The sequence below is a fragment of the Streptomyces sp. NPDC088350 genome (assembly GCF_044753545.1).
Lineage (GTDB): Bacteria > Actinomycetota > Actinomycetes > Streptomycetales > Streptomycetaceae > Streptomyces.
Genome location: NZ_JBIVNL010000001.1, coordinates 1,029,174 through 1,046,739 on the forward strand (window position 1 = coordinate 1,029,174; position 17,566 = coordinate 1,046,739).

10 protein-coding genes and 1 tRNA gene are annotated in these 17,566 nt (G+C 68.3%); 9 read left to right on the forward strand and 2 right to left on the reverse strand.

Going from position 1 to position 17,566, the window contains the following annotated elements:
* Positions 1-350: 350 nt before the first annotated feature.
* Positions 351-1,469: a tyrosine-type recombinase/integrase gene (locus tag ACIQBL_RS04800; RefSeq protein WP_401936778.1), complete on the forward strand. Its 1,119-nt coding sequence runs from the start codon at positions 351-353 to the stop codon at positions 1,467-1,469.
* A gap of 125 nt (positions 1,470-1,594) precedes the next feature.
* Here the strand turns inward: ACIQBL_RS04800 and ACIQBL_RS04805 are convergent, their stop codons facing one another.
* Positions 1,595-4,942, reverse strand: coding sequence for an N-6 DNA methylase (locus ACIQBL_RS04805; protein ID WP_401936780.1), 3,348 nt, complete (start codon positions 4,940-4,942; stop codon positions 1,595-1,597).
* A gap of 642 nt (positions 4,943-5,584) precedes the next feature.
* Positions 5,585-5,656: transfer RNA gene (locus ACIQBL_RS04810), tRNA-Arg, on the reverse strand.
* 59 nt (positions 5,657-5,715) lie between these two features.
* On the opposite strand from ACIQBL_RS04810, the gene ACIQBL_RS04815 reads away from it, so the two are divergent.
* From ACIQBL_RS04815 to ACIQBL_RS04850, 8 genes are all read left to right on the forward strand, one after another.
* Positions 5,716-6,324: a response regulator gene (locus tag ACIQBL_RS04815; protein ID WP_401936783.1), complete on the forward strand. Its 609-nt coding sequence runs from the start codon at positions 5,716-5,718 to the stop codon at positions 6,322-6,324.
* Between the two features lie 155 nt (positions 6,325-6,479).
* On the forward strand, positions 6,480-7,751 hold the full coding sequence (gene nrtL, locus ACIQBL_RS04820; protein ID WP_401936785.1) for an ArgS-related anticodon-binding protein NrtL: 1,272 nt from the start codon (positions 6,480-6,482) through the stop codon (positions 7,749-7,751).
* A 68-nt stretch (positions 7,752-7,819) separates the two neighbouring features.
* Positions 7,820-9,211, forward strand: a complete 1,392-nt coding sequence (lysA, locus tag ACIQBL_RS04825) for a diaminopimelate decarboxylase (protein WP_401936788.1) — start codon at positions 7,820-7,822, stop codon at positions 9,209-9,211.
* A gap of 161 nt (positions 9,212-9,372) precedes the next feature.
* On the forward strand, positions 9,373-10,665 hold the full coding sequence (locus tag ACIQBL_RS04830) for a homoserine dehydrogenase (protein ID WP_401936789.1): 1,293 nt from the start codon (positions 9,373-9,375) through the stop codon (positions 10,663-10,665).
* Between the two features lie 6 nt (positions 10,666-10,671).
* Entirely contained in the window at positions 10,672-11,730 is a 1,059-nt protein-coding gene (gene thrC / locus ACIQBL_RS04835; RefSeq protein ID WP_363097098.1) for a threonine synthase, read from the forward strand.
* Positions 11,731-12,000: 270 nt separating this feature from the next.
* Entirely contained in the window at positions 12,001-12,930 is a 930-nt protein-coding gene (thrB, locus tag ACIQBL_RS04840) for a homoserine kinase (protein ID WP_033285391.1), read from the forward strand.
* Between the two features lie 411 nt (positions 12,931-13,341).
* Positions 13,342-15,414 (forward strand): transcription termination factor Rho, encoded by a 2,073-nt coding sequence (rho, locus tag ACIQBL_RS04845; RefSeq protein WP_401936792.1) that lies wholly within the window; start codon positions 13,342-13,344, stop codon positions 15,412-15,414.
* 164 nt (positions 15,415-15,578) lie between these two features.
* Positions 15,579-17,441, forward strand: coding sequence for a trypsin-like serine protease (locus ACIQBL_RS04850; RefSeq protein WP_401936795.1), 1,863 nt, complete (start codon positions 15,579-15,581; stop codon positions 17,439-17,441).
* Positions 17,442-17,566: the final 125 nt, after the last annotated feature.

A 17,566-nucleotide genomic window follows, 5' to 3' on the forward strand; every position in this document is an offset into this window, starting at 1 on the left:
CGAGCTCGAATCTGGGTTTGGGTGCACGTCGGGACTCCAGAGTGCGTTGTTGCTGCCGGGCTTGATATGGGCGTCCGGGACGTTCACATGGCAGAGAGGTGGTGGACGTCATGAGGATCTCGAAATCTCAGGCGCGCGGCGTCCCTGGCCAGAGACGTGTGGGAAGGGCCGTGGCGAGTCGGCGCACAGCGGGTGCGACGGATATCAGGGCGCTGGCCGATGACCTGGGCGCCGTGCTTCTCCGTGCCGTTCGACAAGGCGTCGCGGATGAGTTCCCTGTGGGTATCAGCCGTGGCTTGCCACAGGGCCGCGCGGTTGGGGTCAGTTGGTATGCCTTTGCTCTGGAGTACATGGAGATGAGGTGGCCGCTGATCGCGGCGAAGACCCGCGACGAGACCAACGACGCGCTGTGCGCCATCACCCGGGTGATGCTCCGGGACGTGCGGGGCCGTCCGAGCGATGAACTGCTCCGGCGGGCGATGCGGGGCTGGGCGTTCGTCGTCCCGCGGCCGGAGCCGCGTCAGATGCCGGCTGACGTCCGGCTGGCCCTGCGCTGGGTTGCGGGAGCCTCACGTTCGCTAGCCGATCTGATGGATCCGGCGGTAATGCGGTCCCTGTTGACAGCACTGCGACTCAGTCAGGATGGCGAGGTGGCGGCGGCCGAGACGCAGCGGCACAAGCACAAGGTCCTGGTCAACGCCGTGCGGTACGCCGTCGAGCAGCGCAAGTTGCCCGCCGACCCACTTGCTCCCATCAAGTGGACCGTGGCTGAGACCGTTGACCAGGTCGACCCGCGAGTGGTCGCCAACCCGGGCCAGGCGCGTTCCTTGCTGTGCGCGGTCTCCTACGTCGGCGGTTTCCGGCGTGCTCGTGGGCGGCGTCTGGTCGGGCTGTTCGCCGGGATGTACTACGCCGGGCTTCGCCCCGCCGAAGCGCTCGGGGTGTCTCTGCCCAACTGCGTGCTGCCCGTAGAGGGTTGGGGCCAGGTGACCGTGCACCGCACATTGCCGCAGGCGGGCAAGCGGTGGACCGACACCGGAAGAGCCCACGACGAACGCGGTCTCAAGGGCCGTCCAGCTGACGACACCCGGCCAGTACCACTGCCGCCCGAACTGGTAGCCCTCTGGCGGGAGAGCATCGACACCTTCGGCGTCGCGGACGACGGGCGGCTGTTCTTCAATGAGCGCGGCGGCATCGTCGGGTCCAGTACCTACGATCGTGCCTGGCACGAGGCCCGTGAACTCGGCCTTCCGCCGGATCTGGTGTGCTCGTTGCTCGCGGCCCGCCCATACGATCTGCGCCACTCGGCACTCTCCACCTGGCTCAACGCCGGCGTCGACCCGACCGAAGTGGCGGAGCGTGCCGGTAACAGCGTCGAGGTGCTCATGACCACGTACGCCAAGTGTCTGTATGGGCGGCAGGAGATCGCCAACCAGCGCATCGACAAACTCCTGCGCGAATACGAGTAGCGCTCGCGGGCGGCTGATTTTGGCGAGGCGGCCGACAATGAATCATTCCGGGATGGGTGGAGCCTCCTCACGCAAACCCGGGGTGGTTCAGCCTCTCCGACTGTTCACCACTGACGTCGAGTTACTCATTCGGGTTCACTGTCCGGGATCTCCAGGGTGTGTTCCTCTAGGCTGCGCAACGTCAACTGCCCGTCCCGCACCTGATTCAGCAAGAAGAGCTCGCGGGTCCGGCATTCGGGACACAGGCTCACGGCGGCAAGTGGCCACAGGTCCACCGGTGGGCCCGAAGGAGTGCTGTCGACGTATATACGATCGGGGCGCAAGGGATAGATGCTGGACCGCTCGAAGGGCTCCCAGCTCGGATGGCTCCCGCGAAGTCGTAGACCGACGAGCTTGTACGAGGACTCGTCGACGTACTCGCACCGTTCCACCCAGTCCCAGTGAGTACCGGAGAGCCAGCTGACCGAGCTGATGGCGGACACCACGTATGGCTCTAGTTTGTCCACGTCCTCATCGAGCTCGTGGGTTGCCCGCACACCGTGAGCATGGTGGGAGTCATTCCTGAAGTCCTTGATCTCGCCCAGCAACGGGCGCGCGTTGTCGCGACCGTGAAGTGTGGAGAGTTCTCTCAGACGAGGAGCATCGACCGCATTCGGGAGTCTGTCGATGAGCGTCAGCCAGGTTCCGAAGGTCGCCCCTGTACGGAATTTGTTCCGCACGTTCCTCGTGAAACCCTCGCTTGCGACGATCTCGCTCAGCGCCAGGAGGCCCAGAGTTCGGGCGATGCCCTCACCGAGCTTGAGGAGGCCGTCCTTCCGCTCGGCAGGATGGGTGCTGATCCGGTACCGGTGGGCGAGCGCGGCCACGTGATACGGGTAGCTCCATTCCGCCCGCCAGACTGGGTCGCCAAGAGGACGCACGAGCTCTCCGACCAACCGGGCTTCGTAGGCCGCGGACCGAACCTGCTCGCGGAGTCGCTGGATGTCCGACTCACTGTCCGTGAAAATGTTGGGCAAGATGCCCGATGTCGCGCTCCGGAGTGTACGTCGCCCCTCCTGCACCTCCATCAGGAGATCGTCGACCTCCTCGTCGGCAACCAGTGCCACGGGAACGGGCAGGTCGAGCAGGTCTCGTGCGTTGGGGAACTGTCCGTTTTCCTTGAGCGAGTTGAGCCATTCACACAATGCCCTTCCGCTGCCACGCAACGGACGCAGGACAAACAAAGAGGTGGCTGCTTCGCCGAAACCTGGAGGAAGAAGTCGCCACTTTCCGGGCCTTCCCACCAAGTTGCCTCCCGCGCAGGGCGTGAGCGCGGGACCTTCCTTCGGGGCATCCGGCAGTTCCACTGCAGATTCGGCCTGGTACAGATCCTGAGCTCTGAGGTGTTTGGGTCGGTCTCGCTCGCCTCGTCCGCGTCGTCGCGATGAGGTCCGATACGGACCGTCTCCAGGTGCGCGAAGTGCCGCAGTGGTTCCACCGGGCCGACGAACTCCGCTACGAGGAAGAGAGCGGGCGCGATCGCGTAGCCGACCCTGGTCCTGCTGTAGTCGATCCAGGCATTGGGCGTATGAGGGTGCACCTCGCGTCGGAGATAGTCTTCCGGGTCCTCGTGCAGTGCAAGGTCGACGAATGTGCGCAATTCTAGATCGGGTTCGGTTACCCCCCCTTGATCTCTGGACCTCCCCCTGGCTGGCGCGTACTCCGATTGCCTTGCGAACCGCTCTGTTGAAGGCGGCTCCGCCGGGCCAGGACTCTCCGCCGGCTGCGACCGCGTGCCGCAGCGCGGCGAACGCCGCGGAGCTGGTGCTCCAGATCGATCCGACGAGCGTGCGCAGGGACGCCAGCAGAGCGTCGGCAGTGCTCGTCCGCTGGACCAGCCGGGATGCGGCGAGTTGAGTCAGGCTCTCGGTGGTCAGTTCGTACCGCAGACGTAGTGGTTGCTCGATGGTGATGCGACGGTGGCCCAACTCGTCGTTGCGGAGAACGCGCACTCTGTCGTACTGCGGACGATCGGAGGTGGTAGGCAGCGCTTCCTGGCAGAGTCGGGTGATCTCACCGATCTGATCCGGTCCGATGTACTTCCGCTTGCCGCCTACTGCGCTGCGCATCTTCTGCCACTGATCCTGGGCGTTGACCAGGACGACGCTGCCTCTCCGGCTGGCGGACTTCCGGTTGGACAGCACCCACAGATAGGTACCGATGCTCGTGTTGTGGAAGAGCTGGTCAGGGAGGGCCACCACGGCCTCAAGCCAGTCGTTCTCGATGATCCACTTCCGGATGTCGGACTCACCCGACCCCGGAGCCCCTATATGCATCGTGGAGCCGTTGAAGATGACGGCCATGCGGCTCCCGCCGAGGCCGGAGGCGTCCACTGTCTTCATCTTCGACAGCATGTGCTGTAGGAAGAGCAGTGATCCGTCGTTGATACGCGGCAGGCCCGCACCGAACCGGCCCCTGTAACCGAGACTTTCGTGTTCCTCCCGGACGGAGTCCGCGACCCTCTTCCACTCCGTGCCGAACGGTGGGTTGGCCAACAGGTAGTCGAACTGCCCCTCTTGGTGTCCATCGCGGCTGAGTACATTTCCATAAGCGATGTTGTCCGGGTCGAGGCCCCGCATCATCATGTCGGAGCGACAGATGGCCCAGGTCTCCGCGTTGATCTCCTGTCCGTACAGGGCAACATGGGCCTGGGTATTGAGCCCCGTGATGTAATCTTCCGCCTCGCTCAACAACCCGCCGGTTCCGCAGACCGGATCGAGGACCGAACGGACGGTACCCGGCAGGGTGAGGATGTCCGTGTCGGGAGCCGCCAGGAGACTGACCATCAGCCGGACGGCTTCGCGCGGAGTGAAGTGCTCCCCTGCTGTCTCACTGCTGTGTTCCGCGAAGTGGCGTACGAGCTCCTCGAAGACGAGTCCCATCTGATGGCTGGTGACCGTCGGCCCGAGGTCCAGCGAGACGAACTTGTTGATGACCAGGTACAGCAGGTCGGTGTCGTGCAGCCGTTTGATCGTCTGGTCCAGCTCGAAGCGCTCCATCACCTCCCGGGCGTTGTCCGAGAGCCCAGCGACGTAATCCCGTAGCAGGGGCGCCGTGTTGTGCGGTGAGGAAGCGACATCCTCCAGCGTGAGACGGCTGGTGTTGAAGAAAGCTTGCCCAGAGGCGACTCTGAGGAGCGCCTCCAAGGCGTGCCCGCCGCCCTCGAAGTTGTCGGCCGCGTTATGTACTTTGCCCCTTGTTGGCGCCAGGACACCGTCCAGGCGCCGCAGGACGGTGAACGGCAGTATGACCTTGCCGTAATCGGAAGTCTTGAAGTCTCCGCGGAGAAGGTCCGATACGGACCAGATCAGCCGCGCCAGATGCCTCGACTCGTCACTCATGATGTCCCCCGTGAAATCAGTCGTGCGAATACTTCCGATCCTCTCACTTGCGTCGTCGGTGCATTCATCGAAGGGGTGGTACTCGTCCTCCACCGCTCCGCTCAACGCCCGCAGGCGTTCGCTAGGTTGTCGGGCGCAGACAGCGGCGGCAACCCCGCGACGCTCGGCTGATCTCGTTCCGCGGCGAGTGCGCCCGCTAATGTTCCAGCGCCCATCGAGTGAGTTCGTCCACGCTCCCGTAGTACGTGGAGGAGGCGAGACTTCCGATGCCCTACGGTGGTTCAGTTTCTACGCGGGCTCCCGGGCCGAGGCGAGTTGGGGGAACCGGAGCTTGGGGGAGGCGTCACTGTGCCGGGCGTTAGCTTCTGCGGTGCCTCACCCGGGCCGCCCGGCGGGCACGAACACCTTCGCGAGACCGTGCCGAGTCTGGTCCGGGAAAGTGCAACGGCCTGTTCCTCCGTGTGCCTTCTGGCTGGCCCGCTTGGTAAACATGCAGCTCAAAGTGGCCTCCTGAGGGTGAGGGACCGACGTTGCGGCTTTCTCGGCCCACGTATGTCCCGCAGGAATTAATTTCGCGGGATCGGACAATTAGGATCTCGTCCGCCCGGCCATGGAAAACCCCAGATCAGGGCAATGAGGGGTCGAGTGGTCACGGCCAAGCAGGCCGTGTGCGTTTTGGCATGCACAAGAAAGGCCCTGACCGGCGTTTCCGCTGGTCAGGGCCTAAATTTCCGGTGCCCCCGGCAGGATTCGAACCTGCGCACACGGCTCCGGAGGCCGTTGCTCTATCCCCTGAGCTACGGGGGCGTGTTCGTCGCGGTGTTCGCGGCGACGGGTAGAACCCTACCAGCTCCATACCGGTGTTCATGAACAGGTTTCCCGGTGGTCAGAGAGGCGGTCCGGGAGGTCGTCGGAGAGGTGTCCCGGGTCCCTCGCAGGGGGTGGAAGTGGGGAAAACCCGGACGCGGTGGCCGGTCCGGACCTACTCTCGAGTTGTGCCAGGCGCGTCGGGTCGGGTGCTTGTTGTGGACGACAACAAGGTCATCCGGCAGTTGATCAGGGTCAATCTCGAGCTGGAGGGTCTCGAGGTCGTGACCGCGGCCGATGGTGCCGAGTGCCTGGACGTCATTCACCAAGTGCGGCCCGATGTGGTGACCCTCGACGTGGTCATGCCCCGGCTGGACGGGCTGCGTACCGCCGCCCGGCTGCGCAGCGATCCCCGTACCCGTGATCTGCCCCTCGCCATCATCAGTGCCTGCACCCAGTACGAGGTCGAAAGCGGGCTCGACGTCGGCGTCGACGCGTTTCTCGCCAAGCCCTTCGAACCCTCCGAACTCATCACTCTCGTACGGCAGTTGATCGAGCGGGGGCGACGTGACCCGGCGGGAGGCCTCTCCCTCGATGACGCCCTCGACGGCGCCTTCGGTGCAGGCGAGGCCGAGCGGGCCGGGCGCGCCGGTCGTACCGGCGGCTGAGGTTCCCCACCCGCACCCACCTCCCCACCCGCCTCCCTGCCCACAGCTCCCCCATAAACAAGCCCCTCCCCTACACCCACCCCCGGCGTCCACATCCCGGACCCCCGGCCAAACCGGCTGGCCTACCCACCCCCCTCCTCCCCTACGCTTGTCCCGTGACCCCCGTCGAGCTCTCCCGTACCGTGCTGCGCGCGGTACGTCGTGCTGTCGACGACGGGGAGCTGAGCGTGGCCGTGCCGGAGAAGGCACTGGTGACCGTGCCGAGGGCCGGCGGGTGCGGGGACTACGCCACCAACATCGCCCTTCAGCTCGCCCGGCCCGCCGGGGAGACCCCCCGTCGCGTCGCCGAGCTGCTGCGGTCGCATCTCGTCGAGGCCCAGGGCGTCAGCGGTGTCGAGATCACCGGGCCCGGTTTCCTCAACATCAGCCTGGTGAGGGGGAGCGCCGCGTCCGTCCCTCTCGTCGAGGAGATCCTGCGGCGCGGACCCCGGTACGGGTTCGTCGACGAGGCCATCGACGAGGCCATCGACGAGGCCGCCATTACCCGCGACGCCATCATCACCCGCGACGCCCTACACACCCGCGACACCCTCCACGCCCCCGACCGACGCCAACCCACCTCCACCCCCACCCCCCACCACCGCCCCGCCGTACACCTCCACGCCCCCCACGAACCCCGCGCCCTCGTCGTCATGGACGTCGTCGCCCGCCTCCTGCGTTCGCAGGGCACCCCCGTCCGCACGAGCTGCGAAGCCCAGCCCGAGCCCGACTGGGTCGCCGTCCTCGGTGTCGAGGCCGACACGTACGGCACCCCCGAGACACCGGCCCCGGCACAGACGCCGGCCCCCCTCGACGGCAACGTCGGCATCACCATCGACGTACGGCCCGTGCCCGCCCCCGACCCCGCGGCCCTCCTTCTCCTCGGCCGTGACGCCGCCCGCTGGGCCCTCCTCCACCCGGCCGCTCACGACCGGCCCCGTCTCACCGCCGAGCATCTCGTGCAGCGGGAGACCAACCCGCTCTTCCGGGTCCGTTACGCCTACGCCCGCACCCGGGCCGTCAGCCGCAACGCCGCCGACCTCGGTCTCACCGCCCGACCCGGCGACGTAGAAGACGCACAAGACGTAGAAGACACACAAGACGCACAAGACGACACACAAGACACCACCACCCCCCTCCTCACCACCCTCACCGACCACCCCCGCCTCCTAGCCCGCGCGGCAGCCCACCGCGCCCCCGACCTGCTCGCCCGCCACCTGGTCGCCGTAGCCGACGCCACCCTCCCCGTTCTCGTCGCGGCGCTTCCGCTCGGGGACGAGAAACCCTCGGCCGCCCACCGTGCCCGGCTCGCGCTCGCCGAAGCCGCCGGGGCGGTGCTGGCCGGTGGCCTTTCCCTGCTCGGCATCGACGCACCCGGACACCTCTGAGCGCCAGGACCGACGAAGACACCACCCACACGGTCCGAGCGCCAGGAAGAGACAGAAGAGAACACGACATGAGCCGTTCCGCACACCCCGCCGGTCCCCGTCACGCCGACGTCCTGCCCGAGGGGCACTACTCCGCCCCGGCCGCCGACCTCAACGCACTCGACCCCAAGGTGTGGGCCCAGACCGTCGGCCGGGACGCGGACGGTGTCGTCACCGTCGGCGGTGTCGACGTGAAGACCCTCGCCGAGCAGCACGGCACCCCCGCCTACGTCCTCGACGAGGACGACTTCCGGCAGCGGGCCCGTGCCTGGCGTACCGCCTTCGGGCACGACGCCGACGTCTTCTACGCCGGCAAGGCGTTCCTGTCCCGTGCCGTCGTGCGGTGGTTGTACGAGGAGGGGCTGAATCTCGATGTGTGCTCCGGGGGCGAACTCGCCACCGCCCTCTCCGCCGGCATGCCCGCCGACCGCATCGCCTTCCACGGCAACAACAAGTCCGCGGACGAGATCGAGCGGGCCATCCGTGCCGGCGTCGGACGCATCGTCCTCGACTCCTTCCAGGAGATCGTCCGCGTCGCCCACACCGCGCAGTCCCTCGGCAAGCGGCAGCGCGTGCAGATCCGGATCACCGTGGGCGTGGAAGCGCACACCCACGAGTTCATCGCCACCGCCCACGAGGACCAGAAGTTCGGGATTCCGCTCGCCGGGGGGCAGGCCGCCGAGGCCGTACGGCGTGCTCTTCAGCTCGACGGGCTCGAAGTCGTCGGGATCCACAGTCACATCGGGTCGCAGATCTTCGACATGTCCGGCTTCGAGGTCGCCGCCCATCGGGTTGTCGGGCTGCTGAAGGACATTCGGGACGAGCACGGGGTGGAGCTGCCGGAGATCGACCTCGGGGGCGGGCTCGGTATCGCGTACACCAGCGACGACGATCCCCGCGAACCCCACGAGATCGCCAAGGCGCTCACCGAGATCGTCACCCGCGAGTGCGACTCCGCCAAGCTGCGGACCCCGCGGATTTCCGTCGAGCCCGGTCGCGCCATCGTCGGGCCCACCGCGTTCACCCTCTACGAGGTCGGCACCATCAAGCCCCTCGACGGGCTGCGGACGTATGTGTCGGTCGACGGCGGCATGTCCGACAACATCAGGACCGCGCTCTACGACGCCGAGTACAGCGTCGCTCTCGTGTCCCGGACCTCCGACGCCGAGCCCATGCTCGCGCGCGTGGTCGGCAAGCACTGCGAGAGCGGGGACATCGTGGTCAAGGACGCCTTCCTGCCGGGCGACCTGGCACCCGGTGACCTCATCGCCGTACCGGCGACGGGTGCGTACTGCCGTTCCATGGCGAGCAATTACAACCATGTGCTCCGGCCGCCGGTCGTCGCCGTGAAGGATGGCGAGTCGCGGGTCATCGTCCGCCGGGAGACGGAGGACGACCTCCTGCGTCTCGACGTCGGCTGAGATCTTCCACAAAAGAGGAAGCGGGAAAGGGGTGGAAGATCTCCGGTCTTCCACCCCCGTAGAAATGAAATCGATGTCTCACGATCCGGACCATGGATAGAAACTCCCGTCCGGTGAGTGAGACTGGTCCAACCGATGACGGTATGAGGAAACGAGGTCGGATGATGCGTACGCGTCCGCTGAAGGTGGCGCTGCTGGGCTGTGGAGTGGTCGGCTCAGAGGTGGCGCGCATCATGACGACGCACGCCGACGACCTCGCCGCCCGCATCGGCGCGCCGGTCGAGCTCGCGGGTGTGGCGGTACGGCGGCCGTCCAAGGTCCGCGAAGGCATCGACCCCGCCCTCGTCACCACCGACGCCACCGCGCTCGTCAAGCGCGGGGACATCGACGTCGTGGTCGAGGTCATCGGGGGCATCGAGCCCGCCCGCTCCCTCATCACCGCCGCCTTCGAGCACGGCGCGTCCGTCGTCTCCGCGAACAAGGCGCTGCTCGCCCAGGACGGTGCCGCGCTGCACGCCGCCGCCGAGCAGCAGGGCAAGGATCTTTATTACGAGGCCGCCGTCGCCGGGGCGATTCCGCTCATCCGGCCGCTGCGCGAGTCCCTCGCCGGTGACAAGGTCAACCGGGTGCTGGGCATCGTCAACGGGACGACCAACTTCATCCTCGACAAGATGGACAGCACGGGAGCCGGCTACCAGGAGGCCCTCGACGAGGCCACCGCCCTCGGGTACGCCGAAGCCGACCCCACCGCCGACGTGGAGGGCTTCGACGCCGCCGCCAAGGCCGCCATCCTCGCCGGAATCGCCTTCCACACGCGCGTGCGGCTCGACGACGTCTACCGCGAGGGGATGTCGGAGGTCACCGCCGCCGACTTCGCCTCCGCGAAGAACATGGGCTGCACCATCAAGCTGCTGGCCATCTGCGAGCGGGCCGAGGACGGCGGGTCCGTCACCGCGCGCGTGCACCCCGCCATGATCCCGCTGAGCCACCCGCTCGCCTCCGTCCGCGGCGCCTACAACGCCGTGTTCGTCGAGTCCGACGCCTCCGGACAGCTGATGTTCTACGGCCCCGGGGCGGGCGGCGCTCCGACCGCCTCCGCCGTGATGGGCGACCTCGTCGCCGTGTGCCGCAACCGGCTCAACTCGACCACCGGGCCCGGCGAGTCGGCGTACGCCGCGCTCCCCGTGTCGGGCATGGGCGAGGTCGTCACGCGGTACCACATCAGCCTCGACGTCGCCGACAAACCGGGTGTTCTCGCCCAGGTCGCCACCGTGTTCGCCGAGCACGGTGTCTCGATCGATACGGTTCGGCAGCAGGGGAAGGACGGCGAGGCCTCTCTCGTCGTCGTCACGCACCGCGCGTCCGACGCCGCCCTCACCGGCACCGTCGAGGCGTTGCGCAAGCTCGACACCGTGCGGGGTGTCGCCAGCATCATGCGGGTTGAAGGAGAGTAACCAGCAATGACCCACCAGTGGCGCGGAATCATCGAGGAGTACCGGGACCGGCTGCCGGTATCCGACAGCACGCCGGTCGTCTCCCTCCGCGAGGGCGGCACGCCCCTCGTGCCCGCGCAGGTGCTCTCCGAGCGCACCGGCTGCGAGGTCCACCTCAAGGTGGAGGGTGCCAACCCCACCGGGTCCTTCAAGGACCGCGGTATGACCATGGCCATCACGCGGGCCAAGGAGGAGGGCGCGCAGGCCGTCATCTGCGCCTCCACCGGCAACACCTCCGCGTCCGCCGCCGCCTACGCCGTACGCGCCGGGATGGTCTGCGCCGTCCTCGTGCCGCGCGGCAAGATCGCGCTCGGCAAGATGGGCCAGGCCCTCGTGCACGGCGCGAAGATCCTCCAGGTCGACGGGAACTTCGACGACTGCCTCACCCTCGCCCGCGAGCTGAGCGACAACTACCCTGTGGCGCTGGTGAATTCGGTCAACCCGGTGCGCATCGAGGGCCAGAAGACGGCCGCCTTCGAGATCGTCGACATGCTCGGCGACGCGCCCGACATCCACGTCCTGCCGGTGGGCAACGCGGGCAACATCACCGCGTACTGGAAGGGCTACAAGGAGTACGCCGGGGACGGGATCGCCCGGCAGACCCCGCGCATGTGGGGGTTCCAGGCGTCCGGGTCCGCGCCCATCGTGCGCGGCGAGATCGTCAAGGACCCCTCGACGATCGCCACCGCGATCCGCATCGGCAACCCCGCGTCCTGGCAGTACGCGCTGGCCGCGCGGGACGAGTCCGGCGGGTTCATCGACGAGGTGACGGACCGTGAGATCCTGCGCGCCTACCGGCTGTTGGCCGCTCAGGAGGGCGTTTTCGTCGAGCCCGCGTCCGCCGCTTCCGTCGCCGGTCTGCTGAAGGCCGCCGAGCAGGGCAAGGTCGACCCGGGCCAGACCATCGTCTGCACGGTGACCGGAAACGGCCTCAAGGACCCCGACTGGGCCGTCGCGGGCGCCCCGCAGCCGGTCACGATCCCCGTCGACGCGCCGACGGCGGCCGAGCGGCTCGGACTCGCGTAACCGACACCCTCGAAGCCCCTCGTAGGGAAGTCCCTACGGGGGGTGCACAGGGGGCTTACGACACGCATCGTGCGCCTCCTGTGCGCCCTATGTCGCCACAGAACCTTCCTTCGATAGGCTGTACCGAACCCGCCCGCCGCATATGCCTGCGCGCATGGCTCGGCACCGCGCCGTCTCCACGGCCCGAGGGTCTTCACGTACCTATCGGATGTCATCGAATTCCATCGAATGTCTTCGACAATCACGCAGCTCAAGGAGAGTCATCGAGCGATGGCCGGTCCAGCCTTCCGCGCCGCCGCCGTCCGGGTGCGCGTCCCCGCCACCAGCGCCAACCTCGGCCCGGGCTTCGACGCCTTCGGCCTCTCGCTGGGGCTCTACGACGACGTCGTCGTCCGTGTCGCCGACTCCGGGCTGCTCATCGACATCGCCGGCGAGGGCAGCGAGACCCTCCCGCGCGACGAGAACCACCTCCTCGTACGGTCCCTGCGCACCGCCTTCGACCTGCTCGGCGGACAGCCGCGCGGCCTGGAGATCGTGTGCGCCAACCGCATCCCGCACGGCCGCGGCCTGGGTTCCTCCTCCGCCGCCATCTGCGCCGGCATCGTCGCCGCGCGCGCCGTGACCATAGGCGGGGACTCCCGGCTCGACGACACGGCCCTGCTCGAACTCGCCACCGAGATCGAGGGCCACCCCGACAACGTGGCGGCCTGTCTGCTCGGCGGCTTCACGCTCTCCTGGATGGACGGCGGCGCCGCGCGGGCGATCAGGATGGATCCCGCCGATTCCATCGTTCCGGTGGTTTTCGTGCCCGGGAAGCCCGTCCTCACCGAGACCGCGCGCGGCCTGCTCCCGCGGAGCGTCCCGCACGTCGACGCCGCCGCCAACGCGGGCCGCGCCGCACTGCTCGTCGAGGCCCTCACCCGCCGCCCCGAGCTGCTGCTGCCCGCCACCGAGGACCGTCTGCACCAGGAGTACCGCGCGCCGGCCATGCCGGAGAGTGCCGCACTCGTGGACCGCTTGAGGGCGGACGGAGTTCCGGCCGTCATCTCCGGTGCCGGGCCCACCGTGCTGGCACTCGTCGACGCAGACAACGCCGACAAGGTGTCCCACCTCGCCGGCGAGGGCTGGGCCGCCAACCGGCTGGACCTCGACGCACAGGGCGCGTGCGTCCTCCCGCTCGCCGCCCCGAGCGCCAATTGACTACGTACCGTCGCCGGATTTCGAGAGGGGGAATGTTTGTTGGATCCGGTAGTGTTAATCTCAAGTCTGCACCCGACCCCACCATGGCGAGGTGCTTGTTGTCCCCGTCCGGGACAGACATTCTTCCGGGAGCCTCCCAAGCCGCACTGTGTTTCGTACGACGTACGCGGGCAGTACCTCGTACGCGGGCACTGAGCGGTTCGCCGGGCACGCTCCGGAATTGGTGCGACCAAGCCACGTGACACAGACACTCGGTGCCACTGCTTTGGGAAGCGCCGTCACCAGAACACTCTTCCGCCGCTTAGGCGGACCACCGCCCCGGCACGGTTCACACAGCAAGAACCGAAGCCGGACAGCACAACCGGTCGCCGAGCCAGACAGGCCGACGTCCGCTCCAGGGAAGGACCCTTCGTGAGCGACACCACCGATCTGATGGGCGCACGTGTCGAGGAGACCGCTGCCGCGCCCGCCACGGACGCCTCCGCGCCTGCCACCGGTGCCGGCTCCCGGCGGCGCCGCGGTACCGGCCTCGACGGCATGGTGCTGGCCGAGCTGCAGCAGGTCGCATCCGGCCTCGGCATCAGGGGCACCGCGCGTATGCGCAAGAGCCAGCTGATCGAGGTCATCAAGGAGGCGCAGGCGGGAGGGGGTGCTCCGGCCAAGGCCGAGACCGCCACCGAGACCAAGCCGAAGCGCCGCGCCACCTCCAAGGCCCGTACCGGCGACGAGGCCGTGGCCCCGGCCGAGCAGAAGGCCGAGAAGGTCGCCGCCGAGAAGGCCGTGGCCCAGCAGCAGATCGAGATCCCCGGCCAGCCCGCTGGGGGCCCCTCCCGCGCGAGCGAAGCCGAGCGTGGGGGAGACGACGCGCCTGTGGAGCGTCGTCGTCGCCGTGCCACCGCCGAGGCCGGCAGCCCCGAGACGGTCACCGCCGAGGCGAAGAGCGAGCCGAGGGCCGAGACGCCCGCCGCCGCGCAGGGCGAGGCCAGGGGCGACGCCGGTGACGACGGCCGTCAGGGCCGCCGTGACCGCCGTGACCGCGACCGCGGTGGCCGTCAGGAGCGCGACCGCGGCGACCGCCGCAAGCCCGAGGAGCAGCAGGGCGGCGGCCAGCAGCAGAGCGGCGGCCGTCCGGACCGCCAGCAGCAGGACCGTCAGCAGGGCGGCCAGCAGCAGAGCGGTGGCCGCCAGGACCGTCAGGACCGCCAGCAGCGCGACAACGGCCCGCAGGACGACGACGAGTTCGGCGACGGCCGGCGCGGCCGGCGCGGCCGGTACCGGGACCGCCGTGGCCGTCGCGGCCGTGACGAGTTCGGCGGCGGCGCCGCGGGCGAGCCGCAGGTCGCGGACGACGATGTCCTGATCCCCGTCGCGGGCATCCTCGACATCCTCGACAACTACGCCTTCATCCGTACGTCGGGCTACCTGCCGGGTCCCAACGACGTGTACGTCTCCCTCGCCCAGGTCCGCAAGAACGGCCTGCGCAAGGGCGACCACGTCACCGGCGCGGTCCGCCAGCCGAAGGAGGGCGAGCGCCGCGAGAAGTTCAACGCGCTCGTGCGTCTCGACTCCGTCAACGGCATGGCGCCCGAACACGGCCGCGGGCGGCCGGAGTTCAACAAGCTGACGCCGCTGTACCCGCAGGACCGGCTCCGTCTGGAGACCGACCCGGGGGTGCTGACGACCCGCATCATCGACCTCGTCGCGCCCATCGGCAAGGGCCAGCGCGGTCTGATCGTGGCCCCGCCGAAGACCGGCAAGACCATGATCATGCAGGCGATCGCCAACGCGATCACGCACAACAACCCCGAGTGCCACCTGATGGTCGTCCTGGTCGACGAGCGTCCGGAAGAGGTCACCGACATGCAGCGGTCGGTGAAGGGCGAGGTCATCTCCTCGACCTTCGACCGCCCGGCCGAGGACCACACCACGGTCGCGGAGCTGGCCATCGAGCGCGCCAAGCGCCTGGTGGAGCTGGGCCACGACGTGGTCGTCCTGCTCGACTCGATCACGCGTCTGGGCCGTGCCTACAACCTCGCCGCCCCCGCCTCCGGCCGCATCCTCTCCGGTGGTGTCGACTCGACGGCGCTGTACCCGCCCAAGCGCTTCTTCGGTGCCGCGCGCAACATCGAGGACGGCGGTTCGCTGACCATCCTCGCCACCGCGCTCGTCGACACCGGCTCGCGCATGGACGAGGTCATCTTCGAGGAGTTCAAGGGCACGGGCAACGCCGAGCTGAAGCTCGACCGGAAGCTCGCCGACAAGCGCATCTTCCCCGCGGTGGACGTCGACGCGTCCGGTACCCGTAAGGAAGAGATCCTGCTCGGCAGCGACGAGTTGGCCGTCACCTGGAAGCTGCGCCGGGTGCTGCACGCGCTCGACCAGCAGCAGGCGATCGAGCTGCTCCTCGACAAAATGAAGCAGACGAAGTCGAACGCCGAGTTCCTGCTCCAGATCCAGAAGACCACTCCCGGCAACGGCGACTAAGACAAGTCGGTCAAGGGAAGTCAGCGTTACCAAAGGGCCGTCCCCTGTTAAGGGGGCGGCCCTCTGCGTTGTCAGTGGCTCGCTGTACGATCGCGCCCTTCGGACTTGCTTTCGGTAATCGTCCGAACTTCTGATCCCGAGGGGGGACTTGAATGGGTACGCCCATGCCTGGGGCCGGTCGGCACAGACGCCGGACGCGTTTCGTACTGCCCGTCGCCGCGGCCGGTATCGCCGCCGCCGTGGCCGCCGCACTGATGACGACGTCCGCCGACGCGGCCACCGCGCTGCCGACGCCGACCGCGAAGCCCGCCATCAGCACGACCTCGCTCGCCACGCTGAAGGAACGCGTCGCGGGCGCCCAGGCCAGTGACGACACCGCCGGCGCGACGACCAAGAAGTCGTCCGCGACCGCGAGCGGCAGCGGCTCCGCCGTCAGCCCGAAGATCATCGGCGGCACGGACACCACCATCACGACCGCGCCGTTCATGGCGCAGCTCTGGTACTACGACGACAAGGGCACCACCAGCGAGGGCGACGACCTGGGCTTCTTCTGCGGCGGCTCGGTCATCTCGCCGACGAAGATCCTCACGGCCGGGCACTGCACCAAGGACGACCACGGCAAGGCCTACAACTGGGCCAAATACGGCGCCGTCATCACCAGCACCGCGCAGCTGCCGACCAGCACGACGAACGCCGACGGCACCACCACCACCGACCTGCACGGCGGCCAGGCCACCGCGGTCCTGCGCCAGTGGACCCAGCCGTCGTACAACCCGGCGACCGTCGACAACGACATCGCGGTCCTCACCCTGGGGCTCCCCGTCAAGGCCACCCCGGTCCGTCTGACGACGAACACCGACACGGCGTCGTACGCGGCCGGCAAGAGCGCCACCGTCTACGGCTGGGGCCGCACCAGCTCCACCACGGACGACCTCTCCGACACGCTGAAGACGGCCACCCTGCCGATGGTGTCGGACACCACCTGCGCCGGCACCTACGGCCACCTGTTCATCAAGGGCCACATGGTCTGCGCGGGCAAGCCCGCCACCGGCAGCGACACCGGCACGACGGCGATCTGCAACGGCGACTCCGGCGGCCCGCTGATCGTCGGCGGCCGGATCGTCGGCGTCGTCTCCTGGAGCGCCGACGACGGTGACGCCACCACGGTCAACGACTGCGTCGTCGAGGGCTCCTACGGCGTCTTCTCGAAGGTCAGCACCTACGTCGGCGCCGCCTACGCGCAGGTCGACGACGGCAACCTGAGCTACACCGACAACAAGGCCGACGTCTTCGCCCGCAAGTCCTCCAACAAGGTCGGCTACGAGCTGGACTCCAAGGGCACCTCGCTGGCCACCCGCGTGTCCCTGGGCGACTGGGGCGGCGTCAACCTGGTCCGGTCCGCCGACCTGAACCGGGACGGCTTCCAGGACTGGATCTACCGGACCACCTCCGGCGCGGTCTACTGGGACCACTTCGTGCTCAACAGCGCGCGCACCGACGGCAGTTGGGCCAGCACGAAGATCTTCGCCAACTGGAAGACCCGCACCCGGATCCTCGCCCCCGGCGATGTCACCGGCGACTACCTGCCCGACCTGGTCTCGGTCGACAGCGCCGGTGTGCTGTGGATCTACCCGGGCAAGGGCAACGGCACCTTCGGCACCCCGTCGCGGGTCGGCGGGGGCTGGAGCCAGTACAACGTGGTGGTCGGCAAGGGCGACTTCACCGGCGACGGCAAGGCCGACCTGCTCGCCCGCAACAAGAGCACCGGCGCCCTCTACCTGTACAAGGGCGCAGGCAAGTCCGGCTCGGGTGCCTTCGCGGCCCGCGTGAAGGTCCGCACCTGGGCCAGCTACAACGCCTTCGACGCGGTCGGCGACTTCACCGGCGACGGCAAGGCGGACCTCCTGATCCGCAACGCGAGCGGCACGCTCTACGTCTACCCGGGCACCGGGAAGGCGACCAGCGAGATATTCGGCACACCGAAGTCACTTGGTACCGGTTTCCAGCAGTACGACATCTTCGGGTGAAAGAGCAGGTGAGCGGGGTGTGACCCGCTGACTCGACTACGCAGAGTGCCCATCGCCGTACGCGATGGGCACTCTGCGTTGTGCAACCCTTTCCCGAGTTTCCCTGTCTGACCTGGTGGAGCGAC